Raw genomic sequence first — 25,291 nt, forward strand, 5'->3', positions numbered from 1 at the left:
GCCTCCTTTACGTACGGAAAGTAAGTTCTCGGTAAATGTTGACGATAAATTCAATGATTTGCTGCATCATGCTCATGACGAGCGTGCCAAGGAACACGATTATACCCATGACGATAACGGTCAGCACCATCGTGACGATCGTCTTGAACGCCGAATATTGGTGGACGGTCATCGTGCCTACGAACAGCAAGCCGATGAACCATATCGTCGAGATCGAATTGAACAAGTAGTAAAATGCCGTCTCTTCCTGCACCATGAAGCGGCTCGCGATCGTCAACGGCACGTAGATCAGCACGAGCGGCAGAAGCGCGTAGCCGGTTGCCATGACGATTTCCTTGAATTTGCCTTCTCCGTCCATAAGCGTCGTGATAGCCCAGTTCGAGACGCACCACAGGAAAAACGGAAATACGATCGTGACGAGCTGCGTCAAGCTGTTCAAATACCTCGGATCATTGTAGTTGACGAGAAAACCCGCGAACTGGTTTTGCAAAATGACCGACACGACGACGAGAGCCAGGATGAACAAAGCGACGCGCACTTTGCCTTTGCCGTCGTATTTCATATCCCAGAAGCCGTCGAACGGATGCACGATCAGATGCAGCGGAAACTTGATAAAATCTTGCTTCATAGCGCTTTGCCCTCCCCTGAGTTCGGCCCGCCGCCTGCTGCCGGCTTATTAAGCTTAAGCTTGCGCTTGCGGCTAACCATGCGATAGAGCTTGAATGCGAACCATGCTGCTGCAAGCGCGACAAGCACCGACAAGAAATTGCCGAAGTGCTCCTTCATGAATTCCCTCCGATAGCGCTTGTAGGCGACCGAATAGCCATCGCGGTCCATGCCGAGCTTGAAATACTCAAGCGCTTCCTTATTCCGCTTCTCCATCAGCAACGATTTGCCGATGCCGATGTAGGCAATATCGTAGTTGGAATTCAGCCGAAGCACTTCTTCCCATACCGGTACGGCTTGCTTGTCTTCGCCGTTGTGGTGCAGCGTAACCGCTTCGTTAACCTTTAGACCGAACTTCGTCGGCTTGAAGAGGACGATGTTGCTCTTGCCCCTGTCGAGCACGAGCCTGCTGTCGCCGGCGCTCTCGATGGCGACCGGCGTCTTGAACGTTCCGGCTTGATTGCTCTTGCCGCCGTAAACGTAGAGCAAATCGCCCTCGTCGTTATACGTGAAGATTCTGCCTTGATTGGAATCGAGTACGCTGTACATGCCATTCTCTTGCACCTTCACATCGACCAGCTTCGAAGGGCCCACAGAAAGACGGTACAAAATATCGCCCTTCACATGGAAGTAGCCGTAACGCTTCAGCACATCCTCGCCGGAAGGGTTAAGCCGCTTGACCGGCTCCTGCGAGCCGGGATCGATATTCGTCGCGTAGACGAACCCTTTGGCGTCGATGTCGATATTGGAAAACTCGGTCGGGATGAATAAGATCATCTGCGCCTTCTGCGCTTTCGTCGAGAACAGCCTCCAGAAAAACTCCGTATAATCGCGCTGCACTTTATTCGTTCCGACGAAGCCGATGAACTCCCCGTCCGGATCGAATTGCATAATGCCCTCGAACATCCCTTGAGCGATGACGAATACGCGCTTCGCCTTGTCGACCGTTACCTTAAGCGGCGCGAACTTGAAGTCGCTCGCCAATATGTCGGACTTCGGCTGCTCGATGAATCGAATCAGGCTGCCGTCCTTATCCAGGATGACGACCCGTCCGTTATCCGTATCGGCGATGTACATCATGCCGTCTCCGTCCACGTACATGCCGGTCGGGTTCTTAAAGCCGTCCTCCTTACCGTCATTGCTGAAGCCGGAAATGACATCCTGCACCTGCCATTTCTCGTCGATGCGCACGATACGGTTGTTGCCGCTATCGACCACATAGACGAGACCTTTGTCGTCCACGACCATATCGGCCGGTTCGACGAAGTCGCCAACGCCGAGGTCCTTGCCGGATATGACGCGACCCGGCACATAGGCCGCGGGCGCGGGAACGGCTTCCTCCCAGTAGTTGTAATTGTAGCTCTCATAAGGCGTAGACGAAGCGTACGCCGGCGCGGGCGCTGCGTTAATGAACAGTAGGGAAGCCGCCGCGACTACGAGAAACCATTTTTTCGCTGTCAAGTGCCGTCCCTCCTTAATCCTTCATTCCTGAAGTGGCCATAGTCTCGATAATGCGGCTCTGCGAGAATACGAACAGCGTAATCGGCACGCTCATGAGAATGAGCGCCACGGCAGCCGCCGCTCCGGCCCGGGCGATACCGCCCTGTACGATCTGATTCGCCGCGAAGTGCAGCGACTTGAGCTGCTCGCTGTAGATGAAGCCATTGCCGTCGCTGCCCCAAAGAATCTGGAACAGCAAGATGATGAGCGTTAGCCACGCGGGCTTCACGTTCGGCATGACGATGGTCCAGAAGATGCGATACTCGCTCGCTCCGTCGATCTTGGCCGCCTCGAGCAGCACATCGGGAATTTGCTCCATAAATTGCTTCATTAGATATAAGCCCAGCGAATAAGCGAATGCCGGAATAATGACCGCCCAATACGTGTCGATTAGTCCGATCCATGACATGATCATGTACGTCGGAATGGCCGTTACGGCCGGCGTGAACATTAACGATAGGACAACGATCGTGAACATAAAGCCTTTGCCCGGAAATTTATGCTTGGCAAGCGGGTAAGCGGCGGCTGACGCCAGCAGCACATGCCCGATAATGCCCATGCCCGTAATAAACACGGTATTGAAAATATATCTGGAGAACGGCACCCACGAATTGCCGAGCAAATTGATCAAGTCGACAAAGTTGTTCATCGTCGGGTTGCGAACGAACAACGTCGGCGGGAACATAAAGATTTCATCCAGCGGCTTGAATGCGTTGTTGATGGCATAGACAAGCGGCAGGATCATGAATGCGCCGAATAAGGTCAACAGTGCAAATAGCGAGAAGCTGCCCCAGAACGAGCGGTTGACCCGCTTCTTGCGAAGTCGAAACGAGAACGTCATCAGCTCATTCACCCACCTTACGAAGAAGTTTTTGTACAAGGATGTTCGTTCCGACCATAATCATGAACAGCACCGTCGCAATGGAAGAAGCGAAGCCCATCTCGAACCTTGTGGTGCCGTAGTCGATCAGATGCGTAACGATCGTCTCCGCCGCGTAATTGACGCTCGGGAAACCCGCAAGCGCAATCGATACGTCGGCGACGGCGAACGCCGAGGTCAGTTGAATAACCGCGCCGAACATGAGCTGCGGACGCATGGAAGGCAGCGTAATATACCACAACTCCTGCCAGCGGTTCTTGATGCCGTCGACCGCTCCAGCCTCGTACAGCGTGCTGTCAACCGTCTGCAAGCCCGCGATGAAAGCGAGGAAGCCTGTACCGAGACTCAGCCACAGCTGCACAAGAATGATGATCGGCAGCACGTATGCTTCCGTCTTCAGCCATTGCAGCGGCTCGAGAATAATGCCGAGCTTAATGAGCAAGCCGTTCGCGATACCGTAACGATCGCCAGAGAAGATCATCAGCCAGATGAAGAACACGTTGCCGGAGATCGACGGCGCGTAGAACACAAGCGTCATGATTGCTCTCAGCTTCGGCGACAGCTCATTGATAATCCAGGCGAATACGAAGCAGGCAATGTAGCTTATCGGGCCCGTGATGACGGCGAACAGAATCGTGTTCTTCACCGCGATCAGGAAGACGTCGTCTTCAAGAAACAGCCGCGTATAGTTCTGCCAGCCGATAAACCTCGGAAATTCCAACATATTAAAGTACGTAAAGCTCAGAACAATCGAAATCAAGACCGGCAATACCGTAAATACCGTGAACAGCAGCATGTACGGCGCCAGCAAAATATACGAATGCTTATTGGCTTTCGCTTCCCGCAATTTCAGGCTCAACCAATTTTGCACGCTTAACCCTCCCCCTTATTGCGGTAGTCCGAACTCTTTCCGTTTCGTGCGAATTTCGTCATGCATGTATTGGACATAGTCCATAATCGACTCTCGCGCTTCTACGGCGCCGACGACCGACTTATAGAAAGCATTGAACAGATGGCGGCCTGTGAAGTAGCCGCCCGGCACTTCCGGCACGCCCTTCACGGATTCGAACTGCTCTTTCAAGTTCTCGTAATCGGCAACCGGCCATGGCAGACTGTCGAGCGCTTTAATATTAGCGGTCGGATAACGGGCCGCCGCGCCCATGAGCCCTTCCATCTCGCGGCCGAACGTCGTCTGCGTCGTTTCGCTCGTCCACCATTTCATGAACTCCCACGCCGCATCCTTATCTTCGGCCGCGTTCATCATGACGACGCCGCTGCCGCCGCTTGGTACGGTACGGTCGATCGCTCCGTCCTTCTGAACCGTACCCGGTACGGGCGCGAAGCCCCACATGCCGCGGATTTCCGGCGCAAAAACGGAGAGCTGGTTATACGTCGTATAGTCCGCGATGCCGATCGGCATCTGTCCGGTACGGAAGCGATTGGCGAAGTCGTATTCGCGCTCCAGCTTATAGTCGGTATAGAACTCCGTCCATTGCTTGAACGTCTCGATGCCGATCCGTGAATCCAAGTCGGACTCCTTGCCGTCGTTGCGATAGAACTGTCCGCCATTCTGGTAAAGCAGTGTTGCATACATGGAGTTTGGCGGTATGTTTTGGCCTTGGACGGCTGCTTGGGCAACGACCGGCAAGCCGAATTGCATATGGTTTTTGCTTAGTACGGCTAGAAGATTGGATACGTCGTCCCATGTCTTCGGAACGTCGAGCTCCAACTCTTCCAGCACGTCCTTGCGGTAGAAGAGCATATTGAACGTCTGCGTCTCCGGCAGCGCATAGACGCCGCTTTGATAGCTGTACGGAACGAGCGCGCTTGATCGGAAACGATCCTTCACTTCATTAAAGTCGGCGAATTGAGTCAAGTCGACGGACGCGTTCCTCATCGCGTAGTTGACGGGAATATCGTTCTCGATCTGCATCGCCACGTCGGGGCCTTGACCGGCCAGTGTCGCCGGAAGGAGCGTGCCCATATTGACCAGCTTCAGATTGACATTTATGCCGGTAGCCGATGTGAACGTCTCGTCGATCATCGCTTTGATCGTGTTCGCTTGGTCGCGGCCGCTTCCGATCCATACCGTTACGGAACGTTGATCCGCCTTATCCGTTATGTTGCCGATCTGGTTGTAATCGGTGAAGAAGGAATGCATGAAGGTCGAAGCTTCATGCTTCAACTTCGATAAGAAGCTCATGCCCTTCTTCGGAAACTTCTTGTCTGGCGAGGCGATATAGATGCTATCGAATTCCAGCGGCTGTTGTCTGGCCTGCTGCACCCAAGTACCGAGACCGCCCGTATTCGTCTTGTAAGCGCCGAGTCGCTTCGATACGCTCTCGGGCTTGTCGATCATCTCGTCGAGCTGCAGCGCCATCGTCTTAAGCAGCGCTTCCTGATCGCTCGATTGGCCGGAGAGCGCAACCAGCTGCTTCGAAATACGCTTCAGTCGTTCGCTCTCTGCCCCGAATACCTCAAGCAGATTGTCGATTTTCTTATCAAGCTGGTAGTCTCGGAATTCATCCGGCTTCGTACCCGTAATCATCAATATTTTGCGATACATGTCGTTGAGGTTATAAAGGCTCTCTTCCACCTCGCGGATGAGCGGAGCGAATTCGCCTAGGCTAACCTCCATCCGAATCGTATGCTTGCCTTTCTCAAGGCTATAGAGATACGGCTCGTCGCCGCCCATAACATCCATGCGATAACCGCCCTTATAACGGAAAGCGACCTTCTCCATCTCCTTGAACGGCACTTCGCCGTCAATCGTCAATCTGCGGGTTGAATAGATGCCTCTGACGTAGTTTTGCTGCGACTTGAACGCAATCTTATAAAGTCCGGTCTCCGGAACGTCGACTTCCCATTCAATCCATTGGCCCGGAAGACGCCAGTTGTAGCCGCCGATCGTGTTGATTTTTATTTTTGAAGCACTGTATGGATAGACCGCAGCACTTGAACGTTCGCTCAAAGGATACAAGGTAGGCGAGGATTTGGCGGTCGACGCTTCCCCTTCAATTGTAATCAGCTTTCCCGTAGTCGGCTTTACGCCGTCAGCGTCATACTGCTTAACCCTATCTTCATAAGACATTGGCGTTGTCTGCTGGAAAATTTTCAATTGCTTTATTACCATAGGCTCCCGGGTCGATTCCAGGGCAATCGTATGCGTTCCTTGCGATAAGTAAAATAGGAACGGCTCGTTCTCATAGCCGTCGGAGTCTCGGAACAGCTTCTCGCTCCATCTTGGTTTCTCGATCTGCTTCGGACGCAGCTCGTTACCTTGATTATCTCTCACGAGCTCTTCCTTCTGATTGCTCCAAATACGGTCGAACTGCAGGAAAGCCGCTTCTCGGAACGGTCGCTCTCCGTCGATCGTAAGCGAACGTTCGATCGCCGAGCTCTTCCCTTCTACCGGATAATAAAGCAATGACAGGTTGTACAGCCCCTCTTCGGCAATCTGAACGCTCCACTCCACCGTGCCGGATTCCCCGGTCATCAGCGAAGTTCCATCCATTCCCTCGAACTGCTCCAGCTTCTCGAAGCCGTCTCCTTCGGTGCGGCTGAAATCCGCCCCTTCCAGCACGATCTCTTGCTTCGGCCTGGCTTCCCCTTCGAATTCGGACAAATATTGCACGTACCTTCGTTCGTTATAAGCCGATTGCTTGGCGACGCTGCCTTGGGCCTGTTCATCTGATGATGCGGCGTCTGGGCTTGCATTCGTTCGCAAGGTTGTTCCGATCGGCAGCATAATGATTAACGCCATAACAGCGAGCACTATCTTTCCAGCTAAATGAGTAAGCCGCATATTGCTTATCACCAGAGGTCCTCCTTAGGCTATATTCATGACAGTGGGGGAGGTCGCACCCGACATCCCCCAACCGTTACGCCTTATGTGATGCTTCGATTATTGGCCGAGCTTTCCGATGGAAGCTTCAGCAAGAGGTTTAACCTTCTCCGCCGTTGCCGTTACCGATTGGTTATTAACGATAATGTCCTCTACGAACAAGCCCGTAGGGAATTCAGGGAATGAATCGTCAAGCAGCACTTTGCCTGTACCGCTAATATGATCGCGCGTAATCAAGATGTCATCCTCATGCGTATAGATGCCTTCCAGCCATTCTTGGCTTGGGAATTCCTCTGTTTGCGGGATGTCGTACGTTTCTTCCCAAACTTGGTATACCAATTGTGCGTCTGCTACGCCTTTCGGTATAAATTTCGCGTTAAGCGCATTGTCGGCAAATGTAATAGAAGGATCGCCCTGCGGTCCTGTCGGCATCGGAACGACGCCAAGATCAAACGTCAGGCCGCCAAGGTTCCAAGCTGCCGTAATGAACATCGCAACGTCGCCGTCTTTGAACGTGTTGTATTCATCCCAAGCCGTTTTGTTGCTGCCTTTGATACGAACGACTTTATCTACGTTATACATGCGGTTAACGAACTCTGCCGCTTCGATCGTTTTCGGATCGGTGAAGCCTTGCGTCTTCGCCGTTTCGTCAACGACGAACCCGCCGTTCGCATAAGTGAAGTTGCGGAACACGTCCAGCGCCCAACCGGAAAATCCGTAAGTGTCGATCTTGCCGTCGTTGTCGTTGTCTTTCGTTGCAAGCTTCGCGACTTCCAGGAATTTATCCCAGTTCCATTGGCCGCTTTCGTACAGCTCTTTCGGATCGGGAAGGCCAAGCTTCTGGAACAAGTCGCGGTTGTAATGCAAGCCTATGCCGTAAGTACCCGGGCTTTCGAAGCCGTAATCTTCTCCGGCGACCGGAGGTGTTTTCGCCAACAGGTTTGCTTCGCCGTTAATGTTGTTAGCTGCTGTTGTGAACTCGCTGACTTTAAGCAGTTGGCCTTTCAGAATGGCTGGCAGTGCGGATTTGTACTCCATTTGGAGGATGTCGGCGAATGGCTCGCCGCCGAGCACAGATGCTGTAAATTTAGGCATATATTCTTCAAAAGGAACGTTTACAAATTCGAATTTCATATTGTATTTTTTCTCAACTTCTGCGATTTTTTCGAGGCGCGCTTTCTCGGAAGCTGTGTTACCAGCTGGCTTCAAGTCCCACCAAGAGGCTACCTTAATAACGCGTCCGCCCATATCGACCGGCTCAGCGGCAGGTGCATCTGTTGCTTCTGCTACTGGTGCGTTCGTCGCATCGCTTGCCGGAGGGGTTGTCGCCTCGTTATTGCCGCCGTTATTTCCGCCGCCGCAAGCCGTTAATAGAAGCATTAGACCCAATACTAAAATTGTAAACCCTTTCATCTTTCTCATCGCAGAACCTCCCAATTTTATTGTTCATCAGTTGGTACTCATCAGCGTTCACACACGCGAAATGCTTTAGAAATAAAGCGCTTGCAAAGCTGACCTAAAAAAATAAAAAAACGGATTCGAACTTGTTTGTTAGGACATCAACCTTTCTTATGTTATTAAAAATGTTTTATATCACATAACAAACTCTAACATCGTTTTCCAAAACGGTCAATTGTTTTTTATGTTATTTTAATAGTTCTATATAAAAAAGTACGCAGTATACTTATTCTTGTAGCCTTTACCCCCTTGTGTATTAAGCCGTTTGATGCTATCTTTAATAACATAACAAAAATAACAAAACAAACAATAACAAGTTTTGGTGCGCTCGAAACAAAAAATAGGTTTTGTTTTCCGTCCGAATGAGCTAAACGTTATGGCATTACCTCACTTTTCTCTAAAAAGAAGGTTTTACTCGCTCGTCCAATCAGTTAGAATGATTAAAGTTGTATACCGAAACCAACCAACTATACTAACCAAAGTAGGATGATGTCGTGAAAGGTAAAGTGACCATTCAAGCTATCGCTGACTATACCGGGTTATCCAAATTCGCCGTTTCCCGCGGACTATCCGGCAAATCCGGCGTCAGCCCCCAGACACGCGAAAGCATATTGAAAGCAGCTGCGCAGCTAGGTTATTTCAAGGAATCTCCGAATGCGCCGGTATCGAATGAACTAGCCGATTTGAATACGCGCGACTGGTCGGGTACCGTCCTCGTGCTGTTCCCGAATATTCGCTATCAGAATACGGAATCTCTTTATTGGGGGCCGATCATTAACGGAATTTCCACTCGTCTCGATCAGAAAGGGATCAACATCCTTACGTTGACCGAGCCGAAGGACGATTCCGTGTTCTCCCTGCTTAATCCGGAAGCCATCATGGGCATCATTACGGTCGGCTCTATTTCGACGCCGATCCTGCTTGAGATCAAGAGGCTTGGCATTCCTGTCATGATGGTCGACCATTACGACCCCGCGTTCAAGAGCGACTCGATCTTCGCGGACAATATGTCCAGCATGCGGGAGATCACGACGGCGGCGATACGCAAAGGCTATCGGGATTTCCAATTCGTCGGCAACATTAAGGATGCTCCGAGCTTCTATGAACGATATCTGAGCTTTCGCGCTACGCTTGAGGACCATGACATAGAACTCAAGCAAATTCCGTCGCTTATCAGTCCAGATATTGACTTGTTCCATGAAACGTTCCCGATCGCAATCAGGCAGCACGGGCTTCCGGAAGCATTCATTTGCACAAACGACATTTCCGTATCGAATATCCTCTTCCAGTTCGGTCAGATGAATATTACTGTTCCCGACAACCTGATCTGTACCGGTTTCGACAACACGCATCCCGATCTTCCGATCTGGGCTACAGCCAATATCGACAAGGAGCTGCTAGGCAAGCGAGCGGTCGATCAATTGCTATGGCGCATCCTGAATCCGAACACAAGCTATGAGAAAATATTGATTCAAGCCGACGTCATTATCAGAGATTGAGTCAATGCGAGGTGATGCGCTATCATTGAATATCTTTCTCGAAACGTGAAGCATGCCGATCTTCAATTGAATCAGTACGGCGCCCGGCAATGCTTGCCCGGACACTTTCACGGACCGGATGTGCGCGATTATTATCTCCTTTATTATGTGTTAGACGGAGAGGGAGTCTTCGAATCGGGAGGGCATTCTTACCGGCTGCGAAGAGGACAAGGTTTCCTGATCTGTCCAGGCGAGATAACCTATTACAAAGCGGATTCGGCCAAGCCATGGCATTACTGCTGGCTCGGCTTCCATGGGGCTCAGGCGGAGTCGTTTCTCAATCAGGCCAAACTGACGCCTGCTTCACCGATCTTCACCTACGACAGAGATGATCTGCTATATCGCTATATGGAGCAGATCATCCATTCCAAGGATTTAAGCCGCTCGCGCGATCTGAGGCTGACCGGCCTGCTGTATATGCTGCTTTCGCTGCTCGTTGAGACGGGGTCGGCACGGCTGGCGGCCGATAAGAAGGAGAATCGGAAGGAACAATACGTCAAGCAAGTGATCGACTTCATCGAATTGAATTATGCCAGCAAAATCAGCGTATCCCGCATCGCCTATGTAATTGGGCTGGATCGAAGCTATCTATGCTCGATATTCAAGGCGAGCATCCGCTTCAGCATACAGGATTACTTAATCCTGTATCGCATCAACAAGGCTTGCGAGCTGATCGAGCATAGCGAACTGTCGATCGGCGACATATCCAGATCGGTCGGTTATAACGATCCGTTATTGTTCTCGAAAATTTTCAAAAAAACGAAAGGATTGTCACCGCGGCAATTCCGGGGCAGCCTAGTTAAAAATTAACGCTTAAAACGGGGAAAATAAGGGGTTGTCCTTCACGAAGAAGGACCGTTCGCGGAAATCGGCTAATCAATTGTTCATAAACGACTCGATGTCTTGATCGGCCTTCGATTGATTGCATGAATTGCAAGCGCATACACAGTTGACTGGCGTCGTATGGCCGCCTTTGGCCCGTGGAAGCTTATGGTCGATCGTATCGCCGAACTCCCCGCAGAAATAGCAAATATGACGGTCTCTTGCAAGAATATATTGGCGGAACGCTTTGTTGCTGAAGAGTCGGCGAATCGTATGGCGGTTGACGATAACGGCCATCTGTTCCTTTACAAGCAAATTCGCCAGCTCCAGCTCGATCTCCTGATGCCATCTCCGGCCTCTATCCGTCAAACCCCGCATCCATATAAACCCTTTGCGCGTCGGTTTAAGCATGATTTCGTCGCTCACAGGCATTGACGGTAATAGCGGCGTTGGCGGTAATACTGGTGATGGCAGCGACCTATGTTTTACTTTCGGCGCAGAGCTAACCGCACTCGCGGGACTTTGTTCGGACGCTCGCAGCTTTCGGCAATCTCTGCATGCCCCGCGTCTGGATCCGGGACCCGAACGCTTGCCCGTTCTTCGCAAAAACTCGGTTAGCGGCTTGCTCTGGCCGCAATGCGAGCAATTCTTATGCGTGCCTGGACGAAGCGTCTCCTGCACCTGTTCAAGCTCATCCATATTTACAGCTCCAGACGGCGGCCTGCTATCGCCCGCTTTATAGTTTGTCTTCCTCATGGTCATCCCATTTTTTGGAGTATGCTTTGTTCGTTACCCAGAACGTCATCCAGCACAATAGCGCTACGATAATGGCTGCGGCAATCCAAACGCCAGTTGGTACACCCATTCTGACTCCTCCTTCACAAGTGGTCCAAGCTCCTATAGATTATACTATAACACGCCTCTATATTAAGGTGGTAAAGCTGAGTTTTTTGTGACGTTATTTTGTGCCGCTAATGCAACGAAAGAAAGCGGAGCAGGACATTCCCGCTCCGCTTTCTAAACTCGATGCCGGTGTTAAGCGCCGAATTTCAAGATGTAGCTGCTTCCGGCCACCGTTTCCCACCCGGCAACGCCGTCATCCGATACGCGAAGCGCAACGGACTTGCCCGCTTCCTCTACCCCCACGAGCCCGGCCACTCTTACGATGCAGCTTCCTTCTGCTTGCGCATGAATCGTCGCTTCGGTCAATCGTCCGTCAACCCAACGAAGATCGACCGCATAACCGCCTCTTGCGCGCACGCCCGCAATCTCGCCCGACGCCCATGCTTTCGGCAACGCAGGCAACAGATGAATGGCTCCATCATGACTCTGTACCAACATCTCCGCAATGCCGGCGGCACCGCCGAAGTTGCCGTCGATCTGGAACGGCGGATGATTGTCGAATAAGTTCGGCAGCGTCGAATGGCTGAGAAGCGCATGTACGTTTTCGTACGCCTTCTCTCCTTCCTCCAGCCTTGCCCAGAAGTTAATGATCCATGCCCTGCTCCAGCCGGTATGACCGCCGCCGCTGGCAAGGCGGCGCTCAAGCGTAACCTTGGCCGCTTCCGCCCACTCCGGCGTTCCGCGTACGGTGAATCGCTTCCCCGGATGAAGGGCGAACAAATGCGAGATATGCCGATGTCCCGGCTCGGCCTCTTCGTAATCTTCCAGCCATTCTTGAATTTGTCCATGCTTGCCGATCTTCGGCTGCGGCAGACGTTCCACGATCGATCGCCATTGCTTGCGCTCGCCCGCATCCGCATCAAGGATTTGCGAAGCTTCGATGCATGCGGTGAACAGCTCATGAAGGATTTGGCTATCCATCGACGAACCGACGCATAATGTGCCCGATTGTCCGCTTGGCAGAACATACGTATTCTCGGGGGATACCGAAGGCGACACGGCGAGTTGTCCGTCCTCCGTCTCGATCAAGAAATCGACGAAAAACGCTGCGGCCTCCTTGATAATCGGATAAGCCCGCTCCAGGAAGGTTCTGTCCAGCCCGAATTCATAATGCTCCCATAGATGGAGGCACAACCATGCCGCTCCCATCTGCCAATAGGAAGCCGGCAAGTACAAATCTTGCGGCGCCGTATCCCCCCATATATCGGTATTATGATGGGCGACGAAGCCGCCGCAGCCGTACATCGTCCTAGCTGTATGGCGTCCCGGTTCGCGCATTCTCTCGATCAATTCGAATAACGGCTCATGGCATTCAGCCAGATTGCCCGCCTCCGCCGGCCAATAGTTCATTTGCGCATTAATGTTAATCGTATACTTGCTATCCCATGGCGGCAGCATCTTCTCATTCCATATGCCCTGCAGATTCGCCGGCAAAGATCCGGGACGGCTGCTTGCGCACAGCAAGTAGCGTCCAAAATGATAGTAGAGCGCCATGAGACCTGTGTCTTCTTCGCCGTCCTGCACCCGCTTAAGCCGCTCATCCGTTGTTAACTCGGCGAGGTGTCCTCCGCCAAGCTTCAGCTTCACCCGTTCGGTAAGTCCGCTTATATCTTGTACATGTCTAGCTTTAAGCTCCTCATACGAGCGTGCCCCGGCTGCCTCTGCGGAATGCAACACATACGATTCCGGATTGTCATGCCGGAATTCGGTTGCAGCCGTAAGCAGCAGCGTTACGCTATCGGCATTGTCGACGATTAGATGCTCGCCAATGATGGTTACGCTGCCGCCTTCGCAGACGGCCTTCAGCGCCATTCGGAACGCCATGCCTCCGGCGCCGCCGCAATTGCCGCGCATGAGCAGCGTGTCTTCTGCTGCGCCGGCTTTCACAAGCTCATCGTAGTAACGGTTGCCGGGACCGCGAAGAAGTCTGGCGGTGAAGCTGATGCTTGCCGGCTTGTCTGCCGTAAATCGCATAACGATCGTCTCGTCAGGGAAACTCGCGAAGCTCTCTCTTTGGAATTTCGTGCTTCCCAATCGGTACGATACGGCCGCAATGCCGCTAAATACGTCAAGCTCCCGAACATATCCCGATAGCTCGTCGGTCTCGTAACGAAAATCCAGGTTTAAATCGCCGAGAGGCAAGTAATGCCTCTGCGAATCCGGAATGCCGGAAAGGGCCATTACGCTTAGCTGCTCCGCCTCGCGAAGCCTGCCTTCGCTTAGCAGGCTTCGTATCTTCGGTAGGTTAGGCAAGGCATCCGGATTGTTCCGATCGCGCGGGCCTCCGTACCATACGCTGTCCTCGTTGAGCGCAACGCGCTCGCGCAGCGGTTCGCCGAACACCATCCCGCCTAGCTTGCCGTTGCCGATCGGCAGCGCTTCCTCCCATGCAGCCGCCGGCTGCTTGTACCAAATTCTTTTTTCAAGCTGATTCGTCATTTTGTTACCTCCAGTTGGAATCGTTCTATGAATTGCTGCAGCTTTGCTTTACTATAGAATTTGTACGGCCATTCATACTAACTGCAGGTGAGCCTATGTTATTTCAAAATGAACAACAGACTTTATCCGATCTGCTGCAATCGGTGCAGCTGCAAATTCATGCTGCCGATTATACGCAAGTATCGGACGAGTGGGGCGAGGAGGGCTCTCTCCCGCCCTATAATAAGCTGTATTACATATGCGGGGGCGAAGGCTGGATACGGATCGGCGATACCGAATACGCACCGAAGGCCGGACAACTGTTCGTAGCGCCCGCACATTCTCCAATATCGTTCGGCACCGTTGGCGGACGCCGTCCGTTCCTGAAATATTGGTGCCACTTCTCGATAACGGCCGGACCGTTCGACTTGTTCCAATGGATCGGGATGCCGCTTTGCATCAACGCCCGTGATTCGGACCGGATCACGGCTCTCTTCCAAGCTATGGTCGAATGCAAGTCGCAGCAGACGATAGCCTCTCGCCTGCGCGAGAAGGCTGTGCTGCTGGAGCTCGTGGCGCTTTACCTCGAAGACGTGCCGGTTCGAGTGCTTCAGCACCGATCCGAAGAAATAAGCCGGCTTCATATCATACAGCAATATGTAGCGTCGCATTTGGGCGCAAGCATCACCGTCGAACACATGGCGGAGGCTGTCCATCTGCATCCCAACTACTTTATCGCTTACTTCAAGAAGCATCTTGGCGTTCCGCCGATGAAGTACGTGAATCTCAAGCGCGCCGAGCGCGCCAAGCTGCTACTGACTACAACCTCGCTTAGCATCAAGGAGATAGCCGACCAGACGGGCTTTCAGGATACGAGCCATTTCACGAAGTTTTTCCGCAAGGAAACGAGCCTCTCGCCGACCGAATACCGTGCAGCGCATCACCGTATGCATTAACGAAATGCTTTCGCTCACAACTATTATAAAAGCGATTCCAATTCCAAACATCGGATGAAACTAAGGTATATGTGCAAAAAACTAGCATCCCTTGCAGTGTCATTATCCTGGTGCTATAAGGGCATATGTGTCCTTACGGTGTTCATTCGCACATCCGCCCACGCCGCACAGCACCGCCGAGCAACGTAAAGAGACAGCGCCCAAGGCGAATAACCCGCCTCCAAGCACTGTCTCTCTTGTCACTATGACGTTTACCCTTTAATGGCTCCCGATGCGATTCCCTTTACAAAATACTTTTGCAAGGACAGGAACACAATGAGAATCGGGATGATCGACATCGTCGTTCCGGCGAAGATCATATCCCAGCGGGACGAAAACTCGCCGACGTAGTAGAAAATCTCGACGATCATCGTTTTCGTTTGACCGGAAGGAAGGACGAGCATCGGCATCAGGAAGTCGTTCCAGATGCCAAGGCCGTTCAATACGACGAGCGTAGCCGTGCACGGTCCGAGCAGCGGGAATACGATGCGCCAGAAAATGCCGTATTTCGAGCAGCCGTCGATTTCCGCGGATTCCTCGATCTCCCTCGGTATGCCCTTAAGGAAGCTGGTGTAGAGCAAACTGCCAAAACCGACCGAACCGGAGATATAGATCATCACGGGCCCTGCCAGATTCCCGTACAAGCCGAGCATTTTCAACTCCTTGAAGAGCGGAATCATGTAGGCTTGGAACGGGATCATCATGCCTGCAAGGAAGAAGATGAACACTGCGCGCGTCCATCTCTTGTTATGACGCTCGATCGCGTAACCTGCCATCGGGATGAGCAGAATCATGAACAAGATCGAGATAGCCGTTAAGATCAAGCTGTTCAGAATGGCTCGCGGATACTCCGTCTCCATCAGCAAATACTTGAAGCTGTCCAAATACAATCCTTTCGGGAAGGCAATAGCATCTTTCATAATCTCCGCGTTGCTCTTGAATGCCGACATAATATTGAATAAAATCGGGAAGAAAAACACGATAGCGAGCAGCAGCGTCCCTGCAAACAACAGGATGTCATTAAGCTTTCTTCTCTTCTGCATGTTAGAGCTGCACCTCCCGCTTCCGCAAAAATTTAACCTGAATGACCGTAACGATCATAATAAGCACGAAGAGCACTTGCGCAAGCGCCGTACCGAAGCCTTGGCGCAGCTCGCCGAAGCCTACTTTGTAGATGATATACGTCAATGTCTCGGTCTCGAATCCAGGGCCGCCGTCGGTCATGACCGCGATTTGGTCGAAAATTTTGAGCGCGCTGATCATGGAGAGCACGATGCATACGGTCATTGCGCCGGCAAGCAGCGGAAACGTGATATGGCGGAATTGCTGCCAGCGGTTAGCTCCGTCAATGCTTGCCGCTTCCGACAGATCCTGCGGAATGCTCTGTAGTCCGGCCAAATAAATGATCATGTAGTAGCCTGCAGATTTCCAAACCGTCGACAGAATGATCGATAGGAGGGCAAAATCAGGATTGCCGAGCCAATCGGCCTTAAGCTCGCCTAGTCCGACGACGTCAAGCAATTGATTCAATACGCCAAAATTGTAATTCAGGATGATTGTCCATACGAAACCCATTACGATGCCACTAAGCAGCACGGGGAAGTAGAAAACGCTGCGGAACAAATTACGGAACCATCTGACTTGATCGACGAAGATCGCGAGCGCCATAGCGACGATATTTTCCAATAAAACCAATACAACCGCCATGAGCAGCGTATTTTTGAGCGCGTTATGCACGCGTTCGCTGTTCCAAATTTCCACGAAGTTGCTAAGCCCGATAAACCGGATATCGCTGCTTACGCCATCCCAAGACGTTAAGCTTAAGTACATGCTGCTGACGGTCGGTACGATGACGAACAAGGTATACAATAAGAAAGACGGCAAGATGAACAAAACCGCATAGGTCTGCCATTTTTTCTTTTTCTTTTTGTTTGCAAGCGGCATTGCCATGGTGCTCTCCTCCTCCAATTAAGCGCCGGATTGGAGAAGGCCTTTGCTAAGAGCAAAGGCCCCTCATCCAACTTTCATCATTTAACTTACTGCTGATTGGCTTTGACTTGCGTATCGTACTCCGCGTCTGCTTTCGCCATGTATTCCTTCACATCGGCATCCTTAAGCACAAGATCCTGCATCAGCTTGTAGAACCAGTTGCGGAATTGCGGAGGGATCTGGTTCTCGCCCCACCAGTTGTTGATCGCTAGCGATTTTTTCACGTCCGGATTAACCATCAGTTTCAATACTTCTTGCATTTGCGGCGTCGATTCGTACGAAATTTCTTCTTTCGTCGAAGGGATGCCGTTAGCCGCTTTCAGGAATTGCGAGTATTGCTCTTTGCTGAAGAAGAACTTGATGAAGGACTTAATAGCTTCCGCTTTGTCCGCGTCTTTGGCCGCTTCGGAAGACAATGTCCAGCCGGCAGGCGACGGCAGGCCGATTACGTTAATGCCGCCCTCTCTGTCAGGCAGCGGATAGAAGCCGAAGTCGAAGTTCGGATCCGCTTCCGCGATTTGCGTGAACATCCAAGGCCCGGAGAACAGCTGTGCCGCTTTGCCCGATACGAGAATCGACGCCGTTTGGTTGTCGGCCGTGCTGAGCCAGCCTTTGTCGACGTATTTCGAGAACAGTTCTTTGTAATCCGTCATCGCTTGTACAGGACCTTCGTCCGTGAAGCTGACCGTCTTCGCCGTACGCTTGGAGTTCCAATCCGGATCCTTCGAATAGACATCGTCGATCAGGAATTTGTTAAGCCAGAAGCCCATGTGGAAAATATCTTTGCCGCCGACGACGATCGGCGTAATGCCCGTTGCTTTCAGCTTTTCTTGAGCCGCAAGAAACTCGTCATAGGTTTTCGGAAGTTCGGCGATGCCTGCATCGGCATAAGCTTTTTTACTGTAAATGATGCCTTGAGGCGCATTCAACGTCAGCGGCGCATTGTAGACTTTGCCGTCAACCTTCGGTACATCGCCAAACAGATCAAGCAGGTCTGTCGGCAGCTCGACGATCTTGCCGGCGTTCGCGAACAGCTCCGTATCGCGCATTTCTACGAGATCGGGGAATTCGCCGACCGCATCCTTCGTTTTCAGCCAATCCAAGTAAGAGGAAGTCGTTCCTTCGCTGATGTCGACGATTTTGACGTTCGGATTCGCATCCGTGAACGCTTTGATCGCATCGCCGATCGCTTTTTTGGTCGCGGGATCGCCTGTCGCGTAGCCGATCGTAAAGCTGACTTCTTTCGCTTCTTCCGTTCCCGGCGCGTTCGTTGCCGCTCCTTCGTTCGTGCCGCCTGTGTTCGTTGCCTTATCGCCGTTATTGTTCGCGCCGCAAGCGGTAAGAACGAGTGAACCGGCGATTGCGAGTGTTGCAAGTTGAGTTAGCGATTTTTTGTTCATATTTTTGTAAGCCTCCCCTTTAATATGCATGCTCCGGGATTTATCGTCGATGTGCGCAGCATCGAGTCTTTACGCTTTCCCTGTTCTTAGAGTAACATCGTTCGCTAAGCGTTAGAATGAACTTTTTTAAGCCGCGTATGCGGTTAATTTAAGATCGTGACCGCTATTAAAAATCTCAAAACGCGCGTAAAAACGAAAATGACCGGGAGCCCGGTCATTCGTTTTTTTTCCGTTCTTGACGGTAATCGTTCGGCAACCGGCCGAATTGCTTCTTGAACATGTCGCTGAAATGACGGGCGTTGTTGTAACCGACCTGATCCGCGATTTCATAAACCATCATATCGGTATGCAGCAGGAGCCTCACCGCCTGCTTCATTCTAACCTCGGTCACGTATTGCTTGAAGTTCTGCTTCGTATGTTTCTTGAAGAAGCTGCTGAAGTAATACGGATTCATGAATGCGATGCCGGCTACCGATTCGAGCGTGATTTCCTCCGCATACTTCTCCTCGATATATTGCTTGATCTTGGATAACAATATTTTGTCTTTATTGCCCGAATCGACGTCTACCATGGAGTATATTTGTTCAATGGCGCGAACCATTTCCTCTTGCATCAGCTTGAACGTCTCGCAGGAGCCAAGCCTGCTCTGCAGCTCGTGCATATCAATAGCGCCACCCGGCAACTGAACGCCCGATTTGGTCATCTCCTGCACAATAAAGAGGACGGACGAGAGGCATGTGGATACGGCCAGCGTACGGTTGCCGTAAGCGCCCGTTCTAATGATCGCCAGCAGCTTATTCAGCGCGGCGAGCGCTTCCTGCCACGCATTCGACGTCAGTCCGCGCACGACCTCCATTTGCATCCCGTACAGCTCCTTGTCGAAGGGCTGCTTGGATTCCTGAGCCTCATAGCCTATCACTTTTCCGCGCCCGAGAAAATAGTTCAACTGCAGCGCCTGCTCCGCTTCGCGGTAAGCGTGCTCCAGCTTATCCGTTCCGTCGGCGGGTCCGCTCACGCCAGCGGAGACGCTTAGCTTCAGATACAGCTTTATTTTGTCCAAAATATCCTGCGTCATCGCGACTGCCTCGCGAAGGTCCGCGTGGCTGATAACGGCTATGAACTTGTGATTCCTCAGGAAGGCGAGACCATGATTGGCGGCAACGACGATTTCCTGGACGATGTTGCCGATCGCGAACTCGATCAGCCGTCCTTCCTTCTCCGACCATCGGTCCGGAACGTCTGCTAGCTGATCGATCTCGAGGATCGCAACGGAATTTAGCGGGCCTCGGAGCTCTGCAGCCAACAGCTTGTACCCTTCCGATTGGGGCGTTAAAGACCCGTCCGTCAATTGAAGAAGCCAATCCTGGAGCTCTTCGTGCTTGCTCTTCTTCTCCAATTGCTGCAGCTTGCTCTTCCGTTTCATTTCCTCCTGCTGCTTCGTGATGGACGACAGAACTCCCTGCAATACGTCCTCAAGCTGCTGCTTGACGATGGGCTTGACCAAATAGTCGACGGCTCCGTAGGTTACGGCATCTCTTGCGTAAGAAAACTCCTGATACGCGCTGATGAATATTACCTTGGCAGGATGGTTCCTTTGCTTCAATTCCTTAATGATCTCGATACCGGTACGGTGCGGCATGCTAATATCGCTAATGACGATGTCGGGTTCGCTGGATTCGATTAATTCGAGCAGCTCGTTGCCGTCGTAGGCTTGTCCAACGATGGCAAGTCCCATGGCCTCCCAATTGATCAGCTTGCGCAATCCTTTAATAATGAGCGGCTCGTCGTCTGCAAGTATGACCTTAATGATGTCCATCGCCCTCCTTGATCGGCATTGCCATATGAACCGAAGTGCCGACATGCCGGCGGCTGCTGATGCTCAGTCCGTATTCTTTGCCGCATACCGTCTTGATTCGCTCATGCACGTTTTTGATGCCGACATGCCTAGACGGAGCTCTCGGATCGGATAACGTTTCGTTCAAGCGCTGAAGCTGCTCTTTCTCCATGCCGACGCCGTCGTCATACACCGTAATCGCGAGCTGACCCTCCGACGCCTCGACCGATATACCGACCGTCCCTTTCCCTTTGGGACGAACCCCGTGCTGGATCGCATTCTCGACGATCGGCTGAAGCGATAGCTTCAGCACAGCCCAGTTTAAGTCGACGTGCTCGGAAATATGGACGCGCAGCTCGAACCGGTTCTCGTAGCGAACCTCGATAATATAGAAATAGTCCCGAAGATGATCAAGTTCCTGCTGGAGCGTCACCCAATCCTCGCCGTAATCGATGACGTATTTCAACTGATTGGACAACGATAGAATCATATCGCCCACCTCGTCGGCGTCATTATGGACGGCGTTCATGCGAATGACTTCCAGCGTGTTGTACAAGTAATGAGGACGGATTTGACTTTTGAGCGCATTAAGCTCCGCTTGCTTTTGCTTGATTTCCGCTACGTAAGCATCGTTGATGAAAATTCGAAGCCGTTCGACCATCCGGTTGAAGCCATGGCCCAGCCTGCCCATCTCGTCGTTTCCTTTGATCTCGACTTGGGCGTCCAAATTCCCCGATTCGACCTTCATCATCTGCTTGATGAGGCTGCTGATCGGAGCCGCCAGCTTGCGCGAGAACCACGCCCCCATGACGATAAGAACGACCGCGCAAATGAATATCGCGATATAAACGGCAAGCCGGGTTGTCACCAGCTGCTCGTAAAGGTTTTGCTTCATGAATAAGGCAGTGACTTGCCCTTTCAAATACGGGATCGACTCCGTTAACACAAGCGTACCGTCGTTAGAATTCCTCAGTAAATCCTCTTTCTTGCCCATGACGTCCATGTTGCTGAAGAACACGTTATTGTCGCTGTCCAGCACGTAAAGCTCGTCGTTCTCCCCGATGCTGAGCTCCTTGAAAAACTGGTCGAACACGGCGATATCGACATCGAAATACAAAGTCCCGAGCACCTTCGGCTCGCTTGTAAGCTTGCCCGAAATATCGATCAGATTGCGTCCGACGGTTATCACTTTCACATCCGAATTTTTGTAGTAGCTTTCTGCATGCATCGGAAAAATCGCGATTTTATTTTTCTTTTCATTTAAGCTTCGGCCCCAGTCCTCGGCCGGAAGCAGCTCGGGCTGAAACACCTGGTTTTCTTTGTACTGGTAAAAGAGCTTGTTGTCCGCGGCTCTGACGAAATAGGCTGTCCGGATAAAGGAATCGCTAAAGATGATCGTCTTCAAAAAACCGTCGATCGGCATCGAATTGATCTGCCCGAGCTCGTTGACATTATAGCTCTGATTGTCGTTCGAGCCTTCGTAGAAGCCGTCGTATCTCCCGGTATACATGAGCTGAGACACATCATCGTAATCCTTGAACACCGAATTGAGGTTATAGCTCATATATAACATCATTTGATTCAAATTGTTAGACGTATACCTCTCGACATGGCCCGTAAACGTCTGGACGGAATAATAACTGAGCGCAAGCAATGGAATCAGGCCGACGAGTATGAATGCTGCGGAAAATTTAACGAACATGCTCCGCCACTTTTGCTGCCAGAAGCTGAACATCGGCATCCCTCCCTCCATCACTTTACCATGCCCGCTCTAGCGCGGCTATTACTCTTCTAAGAAGGGGCGATAAATGAAATAATCAAAGTCCGCATGCTTCATGCCTCCATTCAAATCTTGGGCGCATAACCCGATCATTGTTCCGGTGAAGCCAAGCTTGCCGCCGTACTCGTCCGAAAGCGTGCCGATGTCGAGTGTATCGCTGACGGTATGCCAAGTGTCGCCGTCCGGCGATGCGAAGAAGCGAAGCTCCCTGTCCCGTACGATCGCTCTCAAATAAAAGCTTTCCCATGTATCGACGTTTATTTCCAGTTGCCTGGACTCCTCATATTTGCCAGCCTTACTCCGGACAACGCCTAACACACGGCCTCTCTCGTCGTCCTGCGTCACTCGCAAATAATAATAATCGGCTTCGTCATAATAGAAGACGAGACCTGCCATTTGCATAAAATGCTCGGGATCGTATTCCATCCGGGTCTCTGCCGTGCACCTAAAATGCCGAAGCCGGCGCGCGACCATACTCTGACGGTGCCACGATAACAACGACTCCCTGCCGTGCAAGCGCAAGTAGCCGGGGCGTTCCGTCAAGCTGAGCCATGACGGATCCGCCGGCACCCGAAGCGTCTGGTAGACGTGATCGAGCTCCTCCGTATTGAAATCGTCCTTCTCCGTTCTAGCGGGAAAGGCTTGCGTCTCTTGGGCGAACTGCGGCGCAGGCACGGTCAAAGCCGGCAGCCGGCCCTCGTGATCCAGCCTCAGCCAACCGTCCTCCGTCCAGCGGCAGCGCTGGATCGACGTCTCCCTGCCAAGCGGATTCAACTTCGTCCCTTCGAATGGACGGCTGCAAATATGAGCCATATACCACTCGCCCGTATGCGTCTCGACGAGCGAGCCGTGTCCCGCATTTTGGAGAGGGTAGTCCGGATCGCTTCTCGTCGTCATAATCGGATAATCCGGATCCGTCTCGTAAGGACCTTCAATATGGCGCGAGCGGGCAAGAGTAGCCGCGTGATTAGCGCCTGTCCCGCCTTCCGCTACGAGCAAGTAGTAATAGCCGCCCTTCTGGAATAGCTGCGGCCCTTCCGTAACGCCGATATCCGTTCCCTTATAGATGGTGTTAACTGGACCGACAAGCTTCTGCTGCCGCGGATCATATTGCTGCATGACGATGCCGCCGAACCGCTTATGGTTATCGCGAAAATCCCACTGCATGTTAAGCACCCACTTCGTTCCGTCACTGTCATGGAATAAATAAGGATCAAAACCGCTGCCGTTCAGGAAGATCGGATCGGACCATGGGCCATTAATATTTTCTGCCGTTACCAAATAATTGCGCAAGTCCTTATAGACGCTCTTGCGCGCCCCAACATTCGTGTACAGCAAATAGAACAAGCCATCGAAATAGGAGAGCGCCGGCGCCCACACGCCTCCGGAACTCGGAATGCCGCGCAGATCCAATTGCTCCGTGCGGGTAAGCGGCTGAGGCAGCAGCTCCCAGTGAACCAGATCTCTCGAATGGTGAATCTGTACGCCGGGAAACCATTCAAACGTCGAAGTGGCAATATAATAGTCTTCTCCGACACGGACAAAGGACGGATCGGGCTGAAAGCCGGGAAGGATCGGATTGTGAATCGTTTGATTAGTCGGTTGCATACATGTACCTCCAGTTAAAGTTAGCCTATGTTAATCAGACTAACACAGCAGCCTTGCTGCACGTATGCAAGTTTTTTTAGCTTCGCATGCATTTTTTTAACATCTTTTGATTCCTGAAACGACAAAAAAGGCGGCTTAGCGCACGATTGTGCGCCATGCCGCCTTCCTATTCCATTAATGCTGATTCGCCTTATCCACCTTAACGCGCTTGATGAAGAATGCGACCACTAGGCCAATAATAGCGACAACCATCGCGAAGATGAAGGCATTCTGAATGCCTGCCGTTAGCGCCAGCGGAGCGTTCGCTGGATCAAGCGGATTTTCCGCGTCCTCCATAAACGTCTTGCTGCCCGCCGTCATGATGCTGACCGCAAGAGCCGTGCCGATCGCGCCGGCCACTTGCTGCAGCGTGTTCATGATCGCCGTGCCGTCCGGATACAGCTCGCGCGGCAATTGGTTCAAGCCGTTTGTCTGCGCGGGCATCCATACCATCGAAATGCCGACCATCAGGAAGGAATGCAGCACGATAACGAGAGCCAACGTCGAAGCCGTCGTAATGCCGGAGAAGAACCATAGAACGGCGGCAACGATGACGAGGCCGGGAATAACGAGCCATTTCGGGCCGAATTTATCGAACAAGCCACCCATGATCGGGGACATAATACCGTTGATCAAACCGCCCGGCAGCATCACCAATCCCGCTGTCAGCGCGCTAAGTCCGAGCCCCGAGATGAGGAACATCGGCAATACGAGCATCGATGACAGAATGACCATCATGCAAATGAATACCATTAGCGTTCCGACGACGAACATCGGCTTCTTGAATGCCCGAAGATTCATCATCGGTTGTTGCATCCGGAGCTGCCGTACCGCGAAAATAAGAAGAGCAACGATGCCGATGAGCATCGACACGATGACTTTCGTACTGCCCCAGCCATGCTCGCCTTCGCCGGCGCTGCTGAATCCGAACACGACGCCGCCGAAGCCAAGCGTCGAGAACAGAATGGAGATCAGGTCGATACGAGGCTTCGTAATTTCCGAAACGTTCTGCATAAAGAAAATGCCGAAGATAAGAGCGATAACAAGGAACGGCAGCGAAAGCCAGAAAATCCAGTGCCAGCTCAGCTTATCGATAAGCAGACCCGCGATCGTAGGGCCGACTGCCGGAGCAACCATGATGACTAGGCCGATAACGCCCATCGCCGCTCCCCTTTTTTCCGCCGGGAATATGATTAGGATCGTGTTAAACATGAGCGGCAGAAGAAGCGCCGTGCCGATCGCTTGAACGACACGCGCGGTCATGAGCATTTCGAAGCTTGGCGCCATCGCCGCGATGAATGTTCCAAGCACCGAGAAGCTAACCGCTGCGATAAACAGCTGCCTAGTCGTAAACCATTGAAGCAATAAGCCGGATATCGGCACTAAGATGCCCAAAGTAAGTAAGTAACCCGTCGTCAACCACTGTACGGTAGCCGGCGTAATTTGAAACACTTGAATTAGATCGCTAAGCGCGACGTTAAGGGCCGTTTCGCTGAACATGCCGATAAAACCGCTCAGCAATAACGAAATCATGATCGGAAGAACTTTATATTTGACTCCCGTATCCTGCATTCCTGCAGACATTGTAGCTTGCAAAATTCTCATCCTCCTATATCG

19 protein-coding genes are annotated in these 25,291 nt (G+C 52.0%); 3 read left to right on the forward strand and 16 right to left on the reverse strand.

Annotated features, from left to right (window positions below; genetic code table 11):
• Nucleotides 1–7 precede the first annotated feature (7 nt).
• From J2T14_RS03545 to J2T14_RS03570, 6 genes are all read right to left on the reverse strand, one after another.
• A complete protein-coding gene (locus tag J2T14_RS03545) occupies nt 8–628 on the reverse strand; it encodes a Yip1 family protein (RefSeq protein ID WP_307467786.1) in 621 nt (206 codons plus the stop codon).
• Entirely contained in the window at nt 625–2,127 is a 1,503-nt protein-coding gene (locus J2T14_RS03550; RefSeq protein ID WP_307467789.1) for an NHL repeat-containing protein, read from the reverse strand. The genes J2T14_RS03545 and J2T14_RS03550 overlap by 4 nt, the downstream gene beginning before the upstream one ends.
• A gap of 13 nt (nt 2,128–2,140) precedes the next feature.
• Nucleotides 2,141–3,007: a carbohydrate ABC transporter permease gene (locus J2T14_RS03555; RefSeq protein WP_307202365.1), complete on the reverse strand. Its 867-nt coding sequence runs from the start codon at nt 3,005–3,007 to the stop codon at nt 2,141–2,143.
• Between the two features lie 4 nt (nt 3,008–3,011).
• Nucleotides 3,012–3,917, reverse strand: coding sequence for a carbohydrate ABC transporter permease (locus J2T14_RS03560; RefSeq protein ID WP_307202237.1), 906 nt, complete (start codon nt 3,915–3,917; stop codon nt 3,012–3,014).
• 15 nt (nt 3,918–3,932) lie between these two features.
• On the reverse strand, nt 3,933–6,851 hold the full coding sequence (locus J2T14_RS03565; protein WP_373458107.1) for an extracellular solute-binding protein: 2,919 nt from the start codon (nt 6,849–6,851) through the stop codon (nt 3,933–3,935).
• 99 nt (nt 6,852–6,950) lie between these two features.
• Complete coding sequence (locus tag J2T14_RS03570) at nt 6,951–8,312, reverse strand: ABC transporter substrate-binding protein (RefSeq protein ID WP_307467795.1); 1,362 nt, start codon at nt 8,310–8,312, stop codon at nt 6,951–6,953.
• A 530-nt stretch (nt 8,313–8,842) separates the two neighbouring features.
• Here J2T14_RS03570 and J2T14_RS03575 point away from each other — a divergent pair.
• Both J2T14_RS03575 and J2T14_RS03580 read left to right on the forward strand, forming a co-directional pair.
• Nucleotides 8,843–9,847: a substrate-binding domain-containing protein gene (locus J2T14_RS03575; protein ID WP_307467798.1), complete on the forward strand. Its 1,005-nt coding sequence runs from the start codon at nt 8,843–8,845 to the stop codon at nt 9,845–9,847.
• A gap of 66 nt (nt 9,848–9,913) precedes the next feature.
• Complete coding sequence (locus J2T14_RS03580; protein WP_307467801.1) at nt 9,914–10,696, forward strand: AraC family transcriptional regulator; 783 nt, start codon at nt 9,914–9,916, stop codon at nt 10,694–10,696.
• Nucleotides 10,697–10,762: 66 nt separating this feature from the next.
• Here J2T14_RS03580 and J2T14_RS03585 read toward each other — a convergent pair whose 3' ends face one another.
• The 3 genes from J2T14_RS03585 to J2T14_RS03595 all read right to left on the reverse strand — a co-directional run bounded on the left by J2T14_RS03585 (nt 10,763) and on the right by J2T14_RS03595 (nt 14,050).
• A complete protein-coding gene (locus J2T14_RS03585; protein WP_307467804.1) occupies nt 10,763–11,407 on the reverse strand; it encodes an HNH endonuclease in 645 nt (214 codons plus the stop codon).
• 37 nt (nt 11,408–11,444) lie between these two features.
• Nucleotides 11,445–11,573 carry a hypothetical protein gene (locus J2T14_RS03590; protein WP_307202249.1) on the reverse strand — a complete coding sequence of 43 codons (129 nt, stop codon included), beginning with the start codon at nt 11,571–11,573 and terminating at the stop codon, nt 11,445–11,447.
• Nucleotides 11,574–11,743: 170 nt separating this feature from the next.
• Nucleotides 11,744–14,050 carry a glycoside hydrolase family 95 protein gene (locus J2T14_RS03595; protein WP_307467807.1) on the reverse strand — a complete coding sequence of 769 codons (2,307 nt, stop codon included), beginning with the start codon at nt 14,048–14,050 and terminating at the stop codon, nt 11,744–11,746.
• A gap of 95 nt (nt 14,051–14,145) precedes the next feature.
• Between J2T14_RS03595 and J2T14_RS03600 the strand changes: the two genes are divergently transcribed.
• Nucleotides 14,146–14,985 carry an AraC family transcriptional regulator gene (locus J2T14_RS03600; RefSeq protein ID WP_307467809.1) on the forward strand — a complete coding sequence of 280 codons (840 nt, stop codon included), beginning with the start codon at nt 14,146–14,148 and terminating at the stop codon, nt 14,983–14,985.
• A 251-nt stretch (nt 14,986–15,236) separates the two neighbouring features.
• On the opposite strand, the gene J2T14_RS03605 is transcribed toward J2T14_RS03600, so the two are convergent.
• The 7 genes from J2T14_RS03605 to J2T14_RS03635 form a co-directional block, all read right to left on the reverse strand.
• Nucleotides 15,237–16,067, reverse strand: coding sequence for a carbohydrate ABC transporter permease (locus tag J2T14_RS03605; RefSeq protein ID WP_307202255.1), 831 nt, complete (start codon nt 16,065–16,067; stop codon nt 15,237–15,239).
• Nucleotide 16,068: 1 nt separating this feature from the next.
• A complete protein-coding gene (locus tag J2T14_RS03610) occupies nt 16,069–16,974 on the reverse strand; it encodes a carbohydrate ABC transporter permease (RefSeq protein ID WP_307467813.1) in 906 nt (301 codons plus the stop codon).
• Nucleotides 16,975–17,060: 86 nt separating this feature from the next.
• Entirely contained in the window at nt 17,061–18,413 is a 1,353-nt protein-coding gene (locus J2T14_RS03615; RefSeq protein ID WP_307467815.1) for an ABC transporter substrate-binding protein, read from the reverse strand.
• Between the two features lie 214 nt (nt 18,414–18,627).
• Entirely contained in the window at nt 18,628–20,229 is a 1,602-nt protein-coding gene (locus J2T14_RS03620; protein ID WP_307467819.1) for a response regulator, read from the reverse strand.
• Nucleotides 20,216–21,982 carry a cache domain-containing sensor histidine kinase gene (locus J2T14_RS03625; protein ID WP_307467821.1) on the reverse strand — a complete coding sequence of 589 codons (1,767 nt, stop codon included), beginning with the start codon at nt 21,980–21,982 and terminating at the stop codon, nt 20,216–20,218. The genes J2T14_RS03620 and J2T14_RS03625 overlap by 14 nt, the downstream gene beginning before the upstream one ends.
• Before the next feature lie 48 nt (nt 21,983–22,030).
• The gene (locus tag J2T14_RS03630; protein WP_307467823.1) at nt 22,031–23,635 is read right to left on the reverse strand and encodes a glycoside hydrolase family 43 protein; all 1,605 of its coding nucleotides are present in this window, start codon (nt 23,633–23,635) and stop codon (nt 22,031–22,033) included.
• 174 nt (nt 23,636–23,809) lie between these two features.
• Complete coding sequence (locus tag J2T14_RS03635; RefSeq protein ID WP_373458096.1) at nt 23,810–25,279, reverse strand: DHA2 family efflux MFS transporter permease subunit; 1,470 nt, start codon at nt 25,277–25,279, stop codon at nt 23,810–23,812.
• Nucleotides 25,280–25,291 lie beyond the last annotated feature (12 nt).

The organism is Paenibacillus harenae, assembly GCF_030812415.1.
GTDB lineage: Bacteria > Bacillota > Bacilli > Paenibacillales > Paenibacillaceae > Pristimantibacillus > Pristimantibacillus harenae_A.